Annotated in this window: 11 protein-coding genes; 10 read left to right on the top strand and 1 reads right to left on the bottom strand. The window is 37.8% G+C overall.

Features of this window, described 5'->3' with window-relative positions:
- The first annotated feature begins 600 nt into the window (after positions 1-600).
- The 10 genes from ugpC to NST31_RS09740 all read left to right on the top strand — a co-directional run bounded on the left by ugpC (position 601) and on the right by NST31_RS09740 (position 11,150).
- Complete coding sequence (gene ugpC, locus NST31_RS09785) at positions 601-1,695, top strand: sn-glycerol-3-phosphate ABC transporter ATP-binding protein UgpC (protein WP_339165294.1); 1,095 nt, start codon at positions 601-603, stop codon at positions 1,693-1,695.
- Positions 1,692-2,852, top strand: a complete 1,161-nt coding sequence (locus NST31_RS09780) for an alkaline phosphatase family protein (protein ID WP_339165292.1) — start codon at positions 1,692-1,694, stop codon at positions 2,850-2,852. The genes ugpC and NST31_RS09780 overlap by 4 nt, the downstream gene beginning before the upstream one ends.
- Positions 2,853-3,737 carry a sugar ABC transporter permease gene (locus tag NST31_RS09775; protein WP_077113988.1) on the top strand — a complete coding sequence of 295 codons (885 nt, stop codon included), beginning with the start codon at positions 2,853-2,855 and terminating at the stop codon, positions 3,735-3,737.
- Between the two features lie 10 nt (positions 3,738-3,747).
- The gene (locus NST31_RS09770; protein ID WP_077113987.1) at positions 3,748-4,575 is read left to right on the top strand and encodes a carbohydrate ABC transporter permease; all 828 of its coding nucleotides are present in this window, start codon (positions 3,748-3,750) and stop codon (positions 4,573-4,575) included.
- 77 nt (positions 4,576-4,652) lie between these two features.
- Positions 4,653-5,981: an ABC transporter substrate-binding protein gene (locus tag NST31_RS09765; RefSeq protein WP_077113986.1), complete on the top strand. Its 1,329-nt coding sequence runs from the start codon at positions 4,653-4,655 to the stop codon at positions 5,979-5,981.
- Positions 5,982-6,012: 31 nt separating this feature from the next.
- Entirely contained in the window at positions 6,013-6,747 is a 735-nt protein-coding gene (locus NST31_RS09760) for an HAD hydrolase-like protein (protein ID WP_077113985.1), read from the top strand.
- Positions 6,747-7,676: a TIM barrel protein gene (locus NST31_RS09755; RefSeq protein ID WP_339165290.1), complete on the top strand. Its 930-nt coding sequence runs from the start codon at positions 6,747-6,749 to the stop codon at positions 7,674-7,676. Before NST31_RS09760 ends, NST31_RS09755 begins: the two co-directional genes overlap by 1 nt.
- An 11-nt stretch (positions 7,677-7,687) precedes the next feature.
- Positions 7,688-8,626: an NAD(P)-dependent oxidoreductase gene (locus NST31_RS09750; RefSeq protein WP_339165288.1), complete on the top strand. Its 939-nt coding sequence runs from the start codon at positions 7,688-7,690 to the stop codon at positions 8,624-8,626.
- A gap of 596 nt (positions 8,627-9,222) precedes the next feature.
- A complete protein-coding gene (locus NST31_RS09745) occupies positions 9,223-10,272 on the top strand; it encodes a fumarylacetoacetate hydrolase family protein (RefSeq protein ID WP_339165286.1) in 1,050 nt (349 codons plus the stop codon).
- 137 nt (positions 10,273-10,409) lie between these two features.
- Positions 10,410-11,150, top strand: coding sequence for an MBL fold metallo-hydrolase (locus NST31_RS09740; RefSeq protein WP_339165284.1), 741 nt, complete (start codon positions 10,410-10,412; stop codon positions 11,148-11,150).
- Positions 11,151-11,642: 492 nt separating this feature from the next.
- On the opposite strand, the gene NST31_RS09735 is transcribed toward NST31_RS09740, so the two are convergent.
- Positions 11,643-17,675 (bottom strand): lamin tail domain-containing protein, encoded by a 6,033-nt coding sequence (locus tag NST31_RS09735; RefSeq protein WP_339165282.1) that lies wholly within the window; start codon positions 17,673-17,675, stop codon positions 11,643-11,645.
- Between the last annotated feature and the right edge of the window lie 1,109 nt (positions 17,676-18,784).

The raw sequence follows: 18,784 nt of genomic DNA, 5'->3' as shown, positions 1-18,784 counted from the left end.
GTTTTAGCTGAGGACCCGTCTTTGAAGAACTTATTTTGAAATTAGACGCAGTCATTGTAAAAATGAATTTACAAAAATTTAATTTTATCTACATATATATTTAATAATCTAGGAGTACACTGATATCGTTCAATAAAAATTGAATACATATTAAAAAAGTTATTAAAAAGCACTTTATGATTAAATATTAAATATATATTGAACAATAGTCAAGTTATCGAAGGGTGATTATAGTATTCTAAAATAATAATTTCGCGTTCAGTTATATGATGAAAAGTCGGTCTATCATCTCTCTAGTATGTTCTATATTATTTTTAAAAACTCGGAAAAGCTCTCCTTTAAAATAGCCGCCGGAGAGGTGATTGCCTGGACAAGCATACACTATCACGTCATTTGGTAAATGGTTCAGTCCATCCACCGATCAAATATCTGCCGATGGAGCTTTTCAAGACCATGATTTATCAAAGGATCGAATGTAACCTCTGTGATAAACCGGGGATATTACAACATAGGAGTTTGATCAGTGGTACGGATCAGGATGAAATCCAATACCATCGGTCAATTTCTGGTAATAACAACAAAGCGTAAGGGGATGTAAGTATGTCCAGTATTACACTGAAGAGTTTAACAAAAAAATATGCGAAAGATAGAAATATATTAAATCAATTAAATCTAGAGATTGAGGATAAAGAATTTTTAGTTTTGCTAGGTCCATCCGGTTGTGGAAAATCCACTTTGCTTCAAATGATTGCGGGGATTGAAGAAGTAACAGAAGGTGAAGTATTCATTGGACAGACGTGTGTCAACGATGTTGAACCGAAGGATAGAGGCGTGGCGATGGTATTTCAAAACTATGCCTTATATCCTCATATGACCGTATTTGAAAATATGGCTTACGGTTTGAAAATACAAAAAGTGAAAAAAGAAGAGAGAAAAAAAAGAATTGAAGCAGCTGCGGAGATTTTACAAATCACTCCTTTGCTCAAACGTTATCCGAATCAGTTATCTGGTGGTCAAAAACAAAGGGTAGCAATTGGCAGAGCCATTGTGAAAGAGCCTAAAGTTTTTTTAATGGATGAGCCATTATCCAATTTGGATGCAAAACTAAGAAATGAAATGAGAATTGAAATTAAGAAGCTACATGAAAGACTTAATTCCACATTTATTTATGTGACACATGATCAAGTAGAAGCCGTTACTTTAGGAGATCGTATCGCGATTATGAAAGATGGCGAGTTTAGACAAATTGGCACACCGCTGGAGATCATTGATTGTCCGGCAGATATGTTTGTTGCAAGTTTCATAAGCTCTCCACCAATCAATTATGTAAATGCAAAACTAACGAAAGAAAACGGAAGCGTCTTTGTAGAGATAGATGGCGCGTCATGGGAAATAACAATGCCTTTACAGTTAACAGGGATGTCATTTGGAGATGAAGTGATTGCCGGGATCAGGCCTGAACATTGTTTCGTCGCCAACGAAAATGAACATGGACTTTTAATGGAAGTATTATTTACTGAAATTATCGGTACTGATGTACTTTTACATTTGCAATATAAAAATCAATCTTTTCTTCTAAAGAAAAATCTAGATCAGTTATATGAAAAGGGGCAAAAAATCAAAGTAGGCATTCATGCCGATAAATTCAATTTATTTCATAAAAGTACTGAAAAGAACTTGAGGGTGTACGAATGAATATTTTAATTTCGCTGGATGGGATTGGTTATCAAACGTTCGAAAAGTATGCAGATTCCTTTTTGAATCGAGGATATTCATATTGTAAAAAAATGATGACGACATTTCCATCCGTTACATTCAATGCACATGCAACAGCTCTAACTGGAAATGAAGATAAGAAACATTCTGTCTTTGACAACATCGTTAGTCATTCAAAGACATTAGAAAAAGTAGTGTTATATGGTGATCATCAAGCTCTTTGTAATCAGCAGCTGCATGAACAAACGTTATTTTCTACTTTAGCGAGGCAATCCTTTAAGAGTAGCTGCATTCATTGGCCCTTAACAACGGATAATCCATTTGTACAACATTTAGTGACAGAATCAAGTAGTAAAAAGAATAATTCAATTGATGAAAGTCATGCTGTTTATAACTTGGACACCATTGCTTTAGAAGAAACGATTGCTTGTATTCGATCAAATCAGTTTGATTTTATCGCAACTAGATTTGTGGCTTATGATTCACTTTCTCACCAATTTGGAAAAGATTCTAAAGAAGCAATGGAAAGCTTGACGTTTTTATTTGATAGCGTCGATAAATTGGAACAAACATTGGTTGAGCAGGAGAAACCATTCAACATCATTATTTTTTCAGATCATGGACAAAGTGATGTGAAATCATTCTTCTATCCGAATGAAAGGCTATTTACAAGTGAATGGAAAGAAGCGTTATTGACAAACAAAGTTCGATTTATCGGTGACGGAAGTGGTTCTCTATTGTTTTACAGCTTATTAGATGAAGAAAGTAATCAAAAGATAATGGGTGACTTTACTGCAATGGAAGAAGTGAGAGCTTTTCATATATTAGAAGGGGTAAATCATTCACCATTTGCGCCTTACGGCATTTTAGATTTACAAATGAATGTTTGTGGTGAGGACTTCATTCCTCCCGAGCAACCTCGTTACCGCAATTTAAAAAGTTTACATGGTTACGACCCATTAAAAATAGAAGAGATGAATGGCTTTATGATTTGCAAAGGAGACCAAATTGTAGAGAACAAAATTGTTCCAGAAAGTAAATTAATCCATCTTGCACCTACTATAGCGAAATTATTCAAAACATCTCATGGTAGCGACGGGGAAGTAATGAAAGGTTTTTTGAAGGAGCATGGGTAAATGCCTAAATTAATAAAAAGTTTTAAGAGTCATTCGTGGCCGTTTTTATTGTTATTGCCTACTTTAATTCCATTGACGGTATTTTGGTTATATCCCTTGTTGAAAACATTTTATATTAGCTTTACAGATTGGAACTATATTTCACCCGATTATGATTATGTCCAATTTGATAATTATCAAGGGTTAGTGACAGATTCCTTTTTTCTAAAAGTATTACTAAATACTTTTGTTTTTACATTTTTCACAGTCGTTCCTCCCATTATTATCGGTATATTTGGAGCGGTGTTGTTAAACAAAATAAAAGCAGTACGGAACTTCTTCGTTGCTACTATTTTTTCATCATGGATTACGCCAACTGTTGTCGTTTCAATGGTTTGGGTAAGTATTTTTGACAAAGATACTGGTATCGTTAATGCGATCTTATCCAAGTTTGGTGTTGAACGAATCGGATGGTTGGCTGGTGAAACGACGGCGATGCTCGTTGTCATCATTGTAACAATATGGCGCTATGCGGGTTTATCGATCTTATTGCTTACTTCTTCCATGGCTCAATTAGATCCAGATGTTGAGAAAGCAAATAGTTTAGATGGCGGAAGAGGTTTTAGGAAATTGTTCAGAATTACGTTGCCAGCTATTTCTCCAATTCTTATTTTCTTATTGGTCTTATTTACTTTAGATTCATTGAAAGCTTACGATCAAATTTACATCTTAACACAAGGAGGACCATCTGGAGCGACATCTACGATTTTGTATTATTTCTATGTGCTTGCCTTTGAATGGTATGAAACGGGCCCTGCTTCTGCGCTCGCCATGATCTTTTTAGTCATTTGTTTACTCATTAGCGCAATCAATTATATGGTCACGAAAATGACGTTTAAAAATTGAGGTGAAATGATTGTACACCAAAAAGTGGAAGGAAGTAACCATCTATTCGACATTAGTGTTGCTAAGTCTACTAATGGCCTTTCCGTATTTATGGATGTTGATGATTTCGGTTAAACCGAAAGATGAATTGTATAGCGGCAATATCCTTCCCTCGACCTTTCAGTTTGAGAACTATGTAAGAGTTTTTACTGAATCAAATATGGGGCAGTATTTATGGAACAGTATTTTTGTCAGTGCTGTGATTATTATTGTACAAATATTATCCGCTATCTTTGCAGCCTATTCATTTGTGGCGATTAAGAAAAAATGGGTGCAATTTTGCTTTGTTTTGATTTTAGCGACTTATATGTTGCCTTCTGCGGTAACTTACATTCCGTCGTTTATATTAATCTCCAATATGAATTTGCTGGATACACATCTGGGCTATATTTTGAGTGAAGCAATTAGCATATTTGCCATCTTTTTTCTCAGGCAATCTTTCTCGAAGGTTCCGAAAGAAGTTGTACAAGCGGCAAAATTAGATGGAGCAGGACATTTAAGGCTGATTTTTACTGTTTATATCCCCTATACAAAAAGTGCGATTGCTTCTCTTATTTTGATTACTTTTATATATAGTTACAACAACTACATGTGGCCGTCTCTATTAATGAAGTCCGAAGAAAACATGTTAGTGACAATTGGCATGAGGCGTTTATTTATGACACAGGCCGGGTATGGCATGGACTTTCCTTTTGCAATGGCAGCAAGTGCGATTTCACTTTTACCAATGTTACTCTTGCTCATTATTTTTAACAAAAGAATTATCCGTTCTATGTCCAACTTGTATGTGAACAAATAGGGAGGTGATCAATAAAGAATTTGGACAAGGTACTACAAATCTTTCAAGGAAGCAAGAAAATAAAGGAGGAAGTGTACATGAAGAGTCACAACAAAAGATGGAAGCATCTTAGTTTCTTCATCGCCAGTTTCGCTTTACTTATAGCTGTATTAGTAGGTTGTTCGAATGGAGATTCGAAAGGATCAACGACGAAAGAGACTGAAAGTGCCAATGGAGAAAAAATTAAGCTCGAATTTTACTATGGCTTAGGTGGAAAGCTCGGCGAAACGATGAATAAATTAATCGAAGATTTTAATAAATCAAATGACAAATATGAAATTGTACCAGTTGTGCAAGGTGAATATGGTGAAACATTACAAGCTTTGCAAGCATCGTTAGCTGCTGGAAAACCGCCGGCATTAGCCATTAATAGATACCCGGAATTTATGAAGTTAGCAAATAGTGATGTCTTACTGCCGTTAGATGAATATATGAATGAGCCTGAGTTTAACAAAGACGACATGCTTTTACTTGATCAAGGGTTGTACGATGAAAAAACGTTAGGTGTTCCAGCATTTGTCGCTTCACAAATGATGTATTATCGAAAAGATATTTTTGAAAAGCATAACATTAACTACGATGAGTTAGAAAATTTTGAAGAACTTGCCGAAGCAGCGAAATTAATCAAAGAAAAGGAAGGCATTAGTGGTTGGTCTGTTATGTGGTATACCGAGCACATGATTGATTATGCCCGCTCCGCAGGTGGAGATATTGTAAGTGAGGATGGAAAAACGGTCACAATTGATTCAGAAGAATGGGTCTATGCTTGGGATAGTATTAGAAAATGGATTCATGAAGATAAAATAATGGATACTGTCCACGGAGGAAACGGATGGGAATGGTGGTATAAAACCATTGACAACGTGATGAATGATCGTTCAGCAGGTTATACCGGTTCCTCTGGCGATGGTGGAGATTTAGATTTTACAAAAGTCGCCACAGGTATGCAAAAAGGTTTTAAAGACAGTGAACCGAGACCAGTAGCCGTTTCTGTTATGTTTAATTTATTTAAAGATGCGCCTAAAGAACAACAAGAAGGCGCGTGGGAATTTGTCAAATTTTACACAGCAGCGGAACAAACAGCTTATTGGGCAGTTGAAACAGGCTATATTCCTGTCAGGGACAGTGCTGTTGAGACAGATATTTACCAAGAAAAGTTAAAAGAAAATCCCTATTTGGCAGTTCCATTAGAACAAGCAAAAACAAAAGGTATTCCACCATATGTCGATCCAACAGGCGGAAAAATTTATACCGAAATTGAATTAGCAAAAGACAAAGTGTTAATTCAAAACATACCGGCAAAAGAAGCGTTAGAAGAAGCACAAAAGAAAGCCCAAAAAGAACTAGATAAAGTATTGAAAAAATAAAATAGACTGAATGAAAAAGGAGCGCTATAACATGAATGGAAAAATAGAACTTGCTGTTTTTGATTTGGCCGGAACACTTGTAAAAGATAATAATGGGGTGAGAGATTGCTTACATAAAGCGGCAATCGCTCATGGTTTGGATGTTACAAAAGACGAAATTAGCACACATATGGGCACAAATAAAATCCACTTATATCAATTTTTAATTGCTCGTAAAAACGGCAATATGATAGATTTCAAGAACTTTGAAGTGGACATCGACGATTCCACACGTGAACAAGCAACAGACATTTATCACGATTATACTAAATATATGATCTCTTATTATGAAGAAAATTGCGAAGAAATCGAAGGTGCTACTGAAACATTAAAATGGTGTCAAGAAAATGGTATTAAAGTAGCGACGGGTACAGGTTTCCATAGTGATATCAATCAGGTCATTATGGAAAAGCTCGGTTGGGTGAAAAATGGTTTAATTGACTGTGCTGTCGATTTAGATATGGTTCCAGAAGGGAAAGGGAGACCCGCGCCATTTATGATTTTTAAAGCAATGGAATATTTGAATGTACAAAATGCGCGGAAAGTCATTAAATTAGGCGATACACCAGCGGATATGTTGGAAGGCTATAATGCAGGTTGTAGAGCGGTAATTGGTGTTATGCAAGGTTCTACACCCATTGAAGTATGGGGAAAATATTGGCATACCCATGTTTTAAATACAGTAGCCGATTTACCAGAATTAATGAAATCGGGCAAGATTGTCTAATGAAAAGTTTTAGAAGTCTCGCAAGTATCGGCATTGTATTACCAAAGCTGTATCCATTTTCTCAAGAAGAACCTGAAAAATTCATCTCAAATTTACTGTCTATTTTAGAAGATCCATTTTTTACAGCTGTTGAAGTGTCTTATATCGCGGATGAAAAAGCTAGACAAGCAGTGAAGAAATATACAGAATATAGCGGAGTAGAAGTCATTTTTAACGGTGGGGATGCTTTTAGAGCGTTACAGATTGATTTGAGCTCTTTAGATTCAAAAAAGAGAGAAGCGTCTGTTGAAAAATGTAAAATGCTCATCGAACATTGCTATGAAATGAACGCCAAAGTGATGCATATCGTCACTGGAAAATATGAAGGCGAAGCGTATCGAAAACAGAATATCGAAGCATTTATACAGTCGGCGATGGAGATTTGTCATGAGGCTAGAAAAAAAGCGGCACATTATGAACTCTGTATATCGTTAGAGATTGGTGATCGGCATGTTGATCGTCAATATTTACTAGGACCAACACATGAAGCGGTAAGTGTAGCCCAAAAGATTCGCAGTGAATATCAGAACTTTGGTTTGTTACTGGATCAAAGTCATTTACCAATCATGCAAGAAAATCCGGTAAAGTCGCTTTGGTTAGCAAAAGATTATTTAACACATATTCATCTCGGAAACAGTTATATCAAAGATAGAAATGTACCATATTTTGGTGATAAGCATATTCCATTTGGTATTCAAGATTCCGAAGTAGGTGTGGAAGAGCTGGCACAATTTATTCGGACACTACATGAAATCGACTTTTTTAAAAGTCCAAAACCGACGAGAAAGCCTGTCGTCACATTTGAAGTAGGACGTTTGGAGCAGGAATCCTCGCAATTGGTTATTGCTAATGTGAAACGTACATTTTTAGAAGCATGGGAAATGGCCTAGGTGGTGCATATATGAATATTTTAATAACAGGTTATTATAGTGAGGGTTCAAAACGGAGAGTCATTCAAGCTTTTCCAAATGAGTGGTCCGTGAAAGTGATCGAACCTGAACTCATTGAAGAATATATTAGTGAAGCTGACGTTTTAATCCCGGAACATATTCAAGTCAATAGTCAGTTGCTTCAAAAAGCAAAAAAATTGAAGTTTGTGCAAACAGGAGCAGGTTACGATAATGTTGATATTGATGCTTGTTCAAAAAAACATATTTGGGTGAGCAATGCTGCCGGGGTTAACGCCAATGCAGTAGCCGAGCATATTATCGCTTTTATGCTCAGTTACTTTAAAAATATCCCTTACTTAGACCACTTTATGAAAAATAAAAAAGATGAAACGCAATTGAGTTATACAGGTGGAGAATTGTTTGGGAAAACAATCGGCACAATCGGGCTAGGTGCAATCGGTAAAAGAGTTGCAGAGTTGGCAAACGCATTTGGAATGAATGTGTTAGCTTATGATATTAATAAAAATATCGATCATAAAATAGCCACTCTTGTTGAATTAGAAGAACTGATCGAAAAGTCTGATGTGATTACCGTCAATATTTTTCTAAATGAATCGACTAGACATTTAGTAGACCGTCAATTTTTAAGTAAGATGAAGAAAGATGCTCTTTTCATTAATACAGCTAGAGGACCGATTGTATGTGAACCCGATTTAATCGCTGCACTCAAAAATAGAGAGATTGGTGGCGCTTGTTTAGATGTTTTTGAAAATGAGCCACTCAGTTTAGAGAGCGAACTTAGACAATTGGAAAATGTCATTTTAACACCGCATACGGCAGGAATGCCTGACGGAATGAAGTTTCATCAAAAAAGGTTTCAATTCTTTATTGAAAATATAAAGAGAGTGCTAGAAAATAAAGTTCCTTTTAATCACTTAAATGAATTATAATTGAGTTGATCCAAGCAACGACAGTACTGCAGTCACGGAAAGTCGACAAGTTTATGAAGTGGATGATGAATTGCGCATTCATTTTGCGAGGGTATTTTGAAGTATTTTACACGGATTTGCGTAGCTAGAACAAATTCGCTCGAGATGGATGATCGGCTTTCTATCTTCATGAAGACTGTTTGAAGGGAATTTAATACAGCAATGGCTCGTGATGAAGTGGTTTTGATTACCATTCATTCGGGCTTTTTTTTATTCGCCATTTTTTACGCTTACTACAGAAAAGTTTAACTTGCTTTCGCAGTATACTTGCAGATAGATATTCCATTCAATGGAGGTTCAAGTGAGCCTTTCGCAAAGCCACATATATTTTTTTTAGGTCAGGATGGAGGCGCCAGTTGTATTGCTGTCGATATTTGGACGAAGGCCAAGTGCAAGCGTGGGCTCATCGTTTTTACGAGCGCAGGATTTACAATTGTTTTCGATCAGAACAACACTTTTTATTGAGTAAAAAGCATTTGAATTATATTTGCAAGCAAGTACTTGCATTCATGCTGGGCGATCTGTACAATATGAGTAACGAGAAGGAGGGGGCTTTCTTGAAACTGTTACGTTTTCGCATGAAGGGTCAGCAAGACATTCATTTTGGTGTACTATTAAATGAACGAGTCGTTTCATTTGAAACTCTTCACCACATAAGTGGCAGGTCGGCTTCATTGTTAACAGATTGTGGGACGTATCTTCAGAACTTACCAGCAAGTGAACAGCAAGCAAAAAGTTTAGTCGAGTTTGGCAGGCAGTACGAGCAATTTGCGACTGATGATGCCATCTATCCTTTACATGAAGTTCAATTGTTATCACCGCTCGACACTGTTTCGGCTTTACTAGATTTTGGTTTTAGTCCGAGGCATTTGGCAAATGCAGGTGAGACACTCATCAACCATGAATTTCAGTGGCCTCTTCGCTCTTTATTGAAGTGGTTTTTAAAGCGTTCTTTTCAAAAAGAGAAAAAGAAAACAGTTTATCGGTATTACAAATGTAATCATCTACAAGTAAGTGGACCAGATGAGGAGTTGGTATGGCCAGCGTATACATCTTACTTGGATATTGAACCGGAACTTGGCATTGTCATTGGCCATCAGCTGGATGCCGCAGGTGAAGTTGTGCCAACAATTGCAGGTTACGTTATTTATAATGATGTGTCAGCGCGGGATGTCCAGTGGGAAGATTTTCGTAGCTTATGTGGTCCCAGCACAAGTAAGGATTTTGAACGAAGTAATGGATTTGGCCCTTATCTTGTGACACCTGATGAAGTCGAAAACCCTCTCGCTTTGCATGTATCTGTTCAAATTGCGGATAGATGGAGATGGGAAGGAAGTACATCTGAATACACGGTGCATCCTAATGATGTCCTGGCTTATGTGCAAAAGATTTTTCAACCTGCAGCTGGAACGGTGATTGGGATGGGAACCATTCCAGATTGTTGCGGGTTCGATCGTGATGAATGGATTCGTCCAGGGGATCGTATTTCGATTACATTTGATCGACTCGGTACATTGACACAATTTGTTCCGCGTCAGCTGCCTGCTCTCCAACATTCGAGATGGGGACAAAGGGCAGATATATGTGAGGAGAGTAAAAGCGAGTGAGGGAAACTTTTACATTACCGGACATCCACCCAGATACTCCCCCATGTGAACTTCAGGTATTCAATGCAGGTTTTTGTAGGGCGAAACACCATCATCTTGTAAAAAATAAGCCAAAGACAACAATGAAAATTCCTGCGTTGTTTTTTTTAATACAACATCCCGTTGCAGGAAATCTGTTATTTGATACCGGTTATTCTACTCGTTTTTACGCCTATACTGCCACCTTTCCATATTCACTTATGAGCGCCATTACGCCTGTTCACATTACCGATCAAGAAAATGCAGCTACTCAACTGAAAGCAATCGGGATCGCCCCAGAAGAGATCCGGCATGTCTTGCTGTCGCATTTGCATGTTGATCATAGTGGGGGAGTGCAAGATTTTAAACACGCGCGGTTTTTCGTGGATTGTAAAGAGTGGGAATTTGGTCAGCGCGCCGCATGGCGGCTTTTGCTAAACGGTTATATTAAAAAGCTATATGATCAGATTCCATTGAGTAAACGGACGCTCCTCCATTTCGAGAAAAATGGCACTCCATACGGTCCCTTTAAACATGCAATTGATTTATTTCAAGATGGTTCCATTATATTGATCTCACTGCCAGGACATTCGATTGGTCAATACGGTCTCCTCTTAAACCAACCGAGCGGGAAACGGTTTTTTCTCTTAGCTGATGCGGTTTATCTGAATGAAAATTATCGTACGCTGACGACAGGCAGTTGGTGGAGTCGTCTGGCCCATTTCAATTACAAGCAAATGATTTCATGGTTCTCACTGTTTAAGCAATTGGAACAGAACCATCCAGACCTCATTTGTATTCCGAGTCATGATCCGGCGGCTTACGAACGTTTTGTTGTCTCATCTTCATCAATCAGGTGATGCTTGTGGATATACAACGAAACAGGCAAAAGATCGTATTTTGACAGCTGTCATTCTTTGCAATAAGGGGTGCTACTAAAGGAAAGCGAAACAAGCAGGTGTCAATGAAGGTTCGCTCTTTCTTTATTTTGGAAAAGCATTGATGAAAGAACGTTCTTATTAGTTAGATACGGAGTATCGACAAGCTTTTTGAAGATCCCGCAGAAGCGACCTATGCTTCCGTGGAAGCTGAAGAGACCTGCGGAAAGCGAAATATGTTGACGTAGCGATGATCGGGATTTTTTAACACAAATAGGGGCCGGAAAAAACCCTGTAAAAATGAAATAAACCGCATGGAATCAAGTTTAAAAAACTTGATTTCACGCGGCTTTATTCTCGCGATTTTTACGAATATGAATCAGCTTTCAACTTATGTCCCGGCTCCTTCAATAGTACAATTTCAAGAAGAAGAGTGTTCCTTGAATTTAAGTTTCAGCCGGTCCGTTTTTTGTCTTAGTTGATCGTTTTCTTTTTACGATAGTGTTGAATGAGCCATAAGCTCGTACCCATTAATAGTAAGAATGCGCCGAGCAACATCCAATTATATAGATTTGTTGCTGTATTCGGTAAAGAAGATGATCCTGTACCATTATGATTGGATGTATTTTTAATAATGGGCGCTTGGCCATCATCCTTTGTTTGACTTACTTTCGGTTGGTTTTTGCCATTCTTGGCTGCTGGTCGTTCTATACGAGGCTTTTCAGAATCTTGACCGTTTCCATTGGAATTGCCTGGCTTGTTTTTACCATCATTTGGCTTTCCACCTGGTTGGCCGCCATCGCTTGGTTTTTCCGGTTTTTCCGGTTTCTCTGGTTTTTCTGGTTCAATAACTTCTCCATCAACCGTTAGAAAACTCCAAATGTCAGAGCGTGTTTGACCACCGAACTTATCAGTCACTACCGTATACCAGAAATATTCATGGTTCGGATCTAAATCATTCCATACAACAGAGGCTTTTTCCCCGCTAGGAACATTGTTTACTGTGCCAATTTTTTCGTCTGTATACACATTGACTTCAATGTAATCCGTAGCAACCTTTTTCGTTTGTGCCGCTGTATCAAAATCAAATGAAAATTCATCTTTTCCAGGATACTCCGCTGGATCATAATAATTATAATCATCCAGGTAAGGAGAATATGTTTGGACATAGATTTGATTATCTTTCATTTTGACATTTAAAATCCGTAAATATCCTTGACCACCTTCAGGGCCGCCTTGATAATCAGCCAACATTTGATAAACGGTCCGATCAGCAATGCCGTCCCCATTATCATCAATTTCGTCTACCAATGTTTGGGCGTTATGATAATGGCCAGACAATACGGCAAAGACATTTTCATTTGGCACAACCACTTGTTCAAAAAGCGCATCCCCGATAGGACTTCTATTACCCGTTGCTAATAAATATTCATGTACATTCAGAACAGCTTTTCTGTTGGGATGAGCTTCGAGCAATTGATTTACCCAGGCAATGCCCTCTTCTTCAATACCCCAACCAAGATAGATCATGATAAAGTCCATACCGTTGACTGACAGTAAATCGTAATGTCCACGATTATTTTGGAAAGAACCTCCATAATAATCGTTGTCTTTAAAACGGTCTTCTCCAAAGAAACGACTATAGTAACTATAATCATGGTCTTTGTTGTTGACATCATGGTTTCCGGCAAGAACGCCATATGGAACACCGGCATCATCTAACGTCTTCATCGCTTTATCCGCAACATTCCATTGGTTTAAATCATCGTAAACATTTACGATGTCTCCCGTGTGGAAAACATATTCAATGTTTAGCTTTTCTCTATTTTTTACGATCCAGTCTGTTTGCTTTTCATAAATATATGGATAGCTTTCCGTATAATATTGTGTATCTGACATCCAGACAAAACTGAAATCTTCCCCAATAGTCGCAATTTGGTCTTGGACAATGACGCTAATTTTTTGATCTTGAACATATTCCAGTCCTTGAACAGTTCCCACAAGTTCAAAGTCTTCTTTTCCGGCAATCGTCGTTACAAGAGCATCCCATTTACTAGTTTGGTAGTTCCAAGCATACATCGTTACTTTTCTGCCTTCTAAGGAAGAACCATTCCAAACAATTTCAATTTCGTCGTTTTCATCTACTTTCTGATCAACCGTAACATCAAAACGGTGGTAAGGAAACTGATAATCCGATTCCGTTTCTAGTTTGTTTCCATCCAGAGCTTGCAATGGTTTGCGCTCATCATCTGTTATCCGCTCTTCTCCTTCAGGAAGATGCTCGTTAGGAGGCTCGGTGTCGACAGCATTCTGAGAAATGGTCATATTTTTGTCTTCAGCAGTATATTGATATGCTTGGTAAAAATCGACATCCATTTCATCGCTTGTCGGATCTTTTACCGTAACGGATAGATTCGCGCTCGTGCTATCCGGATCGTTTGATAGCCAGTCAGGTAAAAACGGATGTTCCTCAACTACATGGAACGTCAGCTTTTTTTCCATTGTATTGTTGGCAGCATCGGTAGCTTGATAGACGAGCTCATGTTTTCCCGGTTTTAAAAGGGCGGAAGATGTTTTGTAAGGAAGTGAAATATATTCTCCATCTAGTTGTGCGGTTAATGAAGTCACTTCACTCGTTTCATCTTTTGCTTCTGCGTCAATTGTAAATTCTCCCTTATACGTTTCCCCATCTTTAATAGAAGAAAGAATAATCGGTTTCGTATTATCCGTTATAACCGTAGCGGCAACTTCTTCATTTCCTGAGACAGCTTTTATGTGATGCTTGCCATCAGGCACTTTCGTTGTATCAAATAAATAAGCGGTTGAAGCAAATTCTTCTTCCCCGAGATTAAACGTGAAGTCATAAATGGGATCTTTTCCCGGGCTGTCGCCGATCCAGTAATCCTGATTCGGATCACTGAATTTCGGATCATATATCGTTGTTCCATCAGATAAAACCAAGCGGATGTTTTTAATCGTAAAGTCATCTCGGTTTTCTTGAGAAGTTTCATCAAATGGCCCTACTTTGTTACCGGCGCGAATCGTAACGGTATTTTCACCTTGTTTCAGTTTATCCGCAGGGATTGGAATCGTAAATGTCGTAAAGTTCGTATGCGTATCATCGAAGATATGGAGAATTTCATCTCCCATCGTTACGCCGTTTTGGAAATAAATATTTGTATCTTTTACCTCAAAGGCAAAATATGCCTCGGATTCCATTGCTTTAAAGGTGTTTGTTACTTCATTGTTATCAATAAATAGTTGAGGCGCGGCTTTCCCATCATCTGTGGTCGCCTTCATTACTTTTTCGCCGGAAATCAGCTCATTATCGCTGACATTCAGACGCAAACCTTCTTGCAAATTAGGGTTTTCAATGCTGATCGTACTGGCGTTAGAAACCGCTTCATTTCTTCCATCGCTCGCGACAAAATAGTATTCTAATTCACTTTTGCCAATTAACTCTGGTTCATAAACAATATGTTCATATTTATGATCAGCTTGTGTTACTAAGTTGACTTTTCTGAAGTCGGCTGTTTTATCGTTACGATAATAGACAGTAACGGATTTAACATCGAGATTATCTGTCACTGTTGCTGAAAGTGTCACCGGTTCTTTTGAAGTAATTTCTTTTTTATTTGTTGTATCTGTAATGACTGGTTTTTCTGTGTCTTTCGGTATGTTGACTTTTTCTGCCGGCACTTGTTCCGTTAATACAGATCCTGGAGTTGCCGGCGATTTTCCGGCACTGATTTTTTTCGAATAAAGGCCTCCGTCGGTTGGATAACGATAAAAGATACCTTTGTTAGCTACCGTATCATCTACATCAACTTCATCATTATAGCTTGCATAGGACAGTTCTTTTCCTGTTTTGGTCGCAATAACTAGTGTGCGCTGGCCGCTGTTCGCCATTGATGTATTATAAATCTTAAAAAGGTTTTTCCCTTCCATTAAATTTGTTTTAAAATTCGCATTAAAATCAGCAGCTGTTTTATCCGTGTTTGCATGATTTATTATCCAGAATACGATTGTTTCTCCAGGAGCAATTATCACTTCTTGGTCATCTTTAGGGCCCCAAATTAAGTCATTTCCCGCACCTGTATTCGGATAACGATAACGAATCGAATAGTCTTTAAAATTAATCGGTTCTGTTGAATTGTTATAGACTTCGATAAACTCATAGGCATCAGCGCCATTGCTATTTGTCGTATCCGGAACAAGTTCAGTAATTAAAAGAGGCGGCACCTTTTGATAATCAATATCTTCTGCTGGAAATTTGTATTCTTGAACTTCCGTTTTTGTCTCACCCGCTTCATTGGAAGCTGTAAAATAATAGTTTATTTTATTGCTCCATATCGCATCCCGCGGAATCGTCACGGAATAGTTAGTCGGGTCATCTTTAGAAGGTTCCAATTGCCAAGTTTGATAATCCGCTTTGTCACTTTGTGAGATTGAAATAGTTGCTCCTACTAATTTCTGCTCCGATGAAATAGTTACATTTATCTTGATTTGATCGTTGTCAACGGTAACCGCAGGATTTTTAATGACCGGTTTAGCGATGCTTCCGCTTTCGTCTTCATCAATCATAACGGGCTTTTCCGGAGCTTGCCCGGGAACGATGGTTAATGGTGTAATCGTTTCTCCAATACCAACCTTCAGCATCTTTGTTCCTTGTTTAGGGTAACTGTACACAATGCCTTGATCTGGAAGTGTATCATCTGCTGCAGTATCATTATAGGTTGCTTGCACAATTTCGTTATTAAACTTATCTGCAACGACGAGGGTGCGCTGACTGCCATTCGCCATTCCATCGCTATGAACTTCTGTGACATGACTTTCTGGCAGATTTAACCCATATTGTTGGTTGAAGTCAGCAAGTGTTTTGTCTTGGTTGCCGCTATTTTTAATCCAGACAATAAAGCTTTCTTGCGGCGCAATGACTTTATTATCAGATAGCTTCCATACTTGATCGGCTGTACCGTCAGGGTAACGGTAAAGTAATTGATAGTCTTTCATATTAATAGATTGGTTTGAATTATTATAGATCTCAATGAACTCATAACCATCAGCTTTATTCACATTTGCAGTGTCAGGAGTGATTTCAGTAATCAATAGCTTGGGAAGTTTTTGCGTATCCACATTCGTTACTTGATCGACGGTAACTTGTATATCATTCTCTTTAGGGTATACAACTGTTCCACCTTCAGTAGTTTCTGCCACGATTTGATAGCTGAAACTAGGTGACCAAAGGAATTCTTTTGGCACTGTTACTGTAAATGCATCTGTACCCTCCGATTTCGTGAAAGGAAGCTCTTGCTTCATCATTTGCTTCCCTGTTTTAAATGTTAGTGTCAAACTTTTCACATTAGGGGCAGTTGCATGTATGGTTAGATCTTTTTCATTGGAAATCTGTTCCGTTGGCTCGTGCTTAATAATCGATTCTTCATTTGTCGTTTCTGCTTTATTCGTAACGTTTTTTTGTACTTCTTTTTGAGCCGGCTTTGTAGAATCGGCTGTCTTTTCTTGTTGGCTGTTATCTTGAGGAGCTTCTTGAGAAACTTCTATTTCCACTTGTTGATCTGGAACTTGTCCATGAGTGAATGTACCAGGTGTAGCTGTTTTCGCTAAACCTCCGTCATTCATTTGGTTATTATAAAAATAAAAAAGCTGACTAGCACTGGTTTCATCATAGATGTAAGCAATTTCGGATACACTTTTATTGTCATCTTGCTTGATAAATTTAATGGTTGAATCTTTGGCTGATACAGCGGCATGATCAATCACGATGACTTGTTCTTTTTTTACATTTGTACCGTAATGGTTATGAAAGGTTTCTATATGATTCGTTTTGTTGGTGAACCAAATGATTTTGGTTTCTCCAGCTGGAATAATGTTTGAATCATTAAATTCAATTTTTTTATCCTGAATCAACAATGAATAATCTTTTAACGGTACGGCTTCTGTCGTGTTGTTATACACTTCGATAAACGGCTCTTTACCAAGATTCACTTCCGTTATCATCAGATGAGGAGCGGCTTGTGGATCCGTTTTCGCTTGATTTTTAATAGGCACTGTAAAAGTATCTGACGTTCTTTCGGTTTGCCCATCATCAGCTACAATCCAATAGTTCATTTTATTTGACCAAACTGAAGTGGCCGGGATAGAAGCAGTAAAAGTATGATTTTCTGCCTTATTCATAATCACGGCAACCGGCTTGGAAAGGGGTGTAGACTGATAGTATAAGGTTGCTTTTGCCGCATTTGGAATGGTTGCGGTTACTTGCTGGTTTTCTAAAGCATTAAATGATTCGGGTGCTACATGTTGAATTTCCAACTGTTGTTTCGCATCTTGTTCAGATGAACCAGAACTTTCAGTTGCTTGTTCTGTTTGTTGCTGTGGATGAGAAACAGTGGCATACGCAATCGAGCTGGTATGTAATAAGTTTGTAATAACTAGCATGATGGCAGTTATTCCTGCTAATAGCGTACGTAAATTCCTTTTTTTCATCATTTTTCCTCCTTTTTACAATGTAATATTAAGTATAAGTATCAACTATTAGTAAGCGGTTAAAAAATTGTAAAGTTTTGTAAAAATGGAAGAGGTTTTGTCACCACAATATGTACCAAGAAAAGCCAACTAGAGAGCACAGTTAACCAATATCGACAGCAGACAGCTTAATCAATAGAAGAAGGGGATCGAAGAAATAAAATGCCCTGAATCGTACGGTCGCCACAAGAACATACGATGATCGGATAAAAGATGAACGAAACAGATTTATCAGAAATGATAGAGTTAGAACGGTTAATCAAGGGGATTTAAGGAAGAATGTAAGTGATTTCCACATCCAAAAGAAGATGCGGTGAAACCAATGTGTTTATAGCATTCTAAAAATGTCGTTTGCCGGTTTATTTGTGTAAAAAAATTCCTATCATCTCTACGTCAACATATTTCGCTTTCCGCAGGTCTCTTCAGCTTCCTCGGAAAGCAAAGGTCGCTTTCCTGCGGGATCTTCAGCTCAAGCTATTCCCACAGGAGTCTACCTATTTTGACTACGCTAAAAGCTTGCGGGTTAGACACCAGGACAATTTATCCCGCATGTAAGGTGCCGTAAGACTCCCACTTCAAAATCTGAGTGGGAGAAAACGGCACCTAAATGCCCGATTGGTTCAACTAACATTCAGTAGGAGATGGAAGAAAACGCCTACTGAATGAAGTTTCACTTTATTGTTCGTTTTTTCATCAGTTGATTTAGTTGTGTCCCATACTCATTTTTTTCATTGTTACATCATTTTTTGATCAAAGTGAGCGATTCACCAGCAATGTTATTTTACCCATTCTCTTAACGCTAATATCTTAGTTTGCTTTAGACATGAGCGACCATTTGAATATTTGGCTGTGTTTCTTATTGATGACTTCGAAACGCTTGGTTTAATAGGGATGTTCTCAATAAAAATTAATTTTCACCACATTTTTATATGAAAAATTACATGAAATTTACATAAAGTAAATGTTTGTTTTACATTTGTTTGCTAGTTTTAATTCATAAACAAACATTAAACAAAAAATATAAATGTCCGTTTATGTTTGGTTTTTAGTAGGTTAGAGAGGAGGAAACTGCA

This window comes from Siminovitchia sp. FSL W7-1587, from assembly GCF_037963795.1.
Lineage (GTDB): Bacteria > Bacillota > Bacilli > Bacillales > Bacillaceae_C > Siminovitchia > Siminovitchia thermophila.
This window is presented reverse-complemented; position numbering and strand designations above follow the sequence as displayed.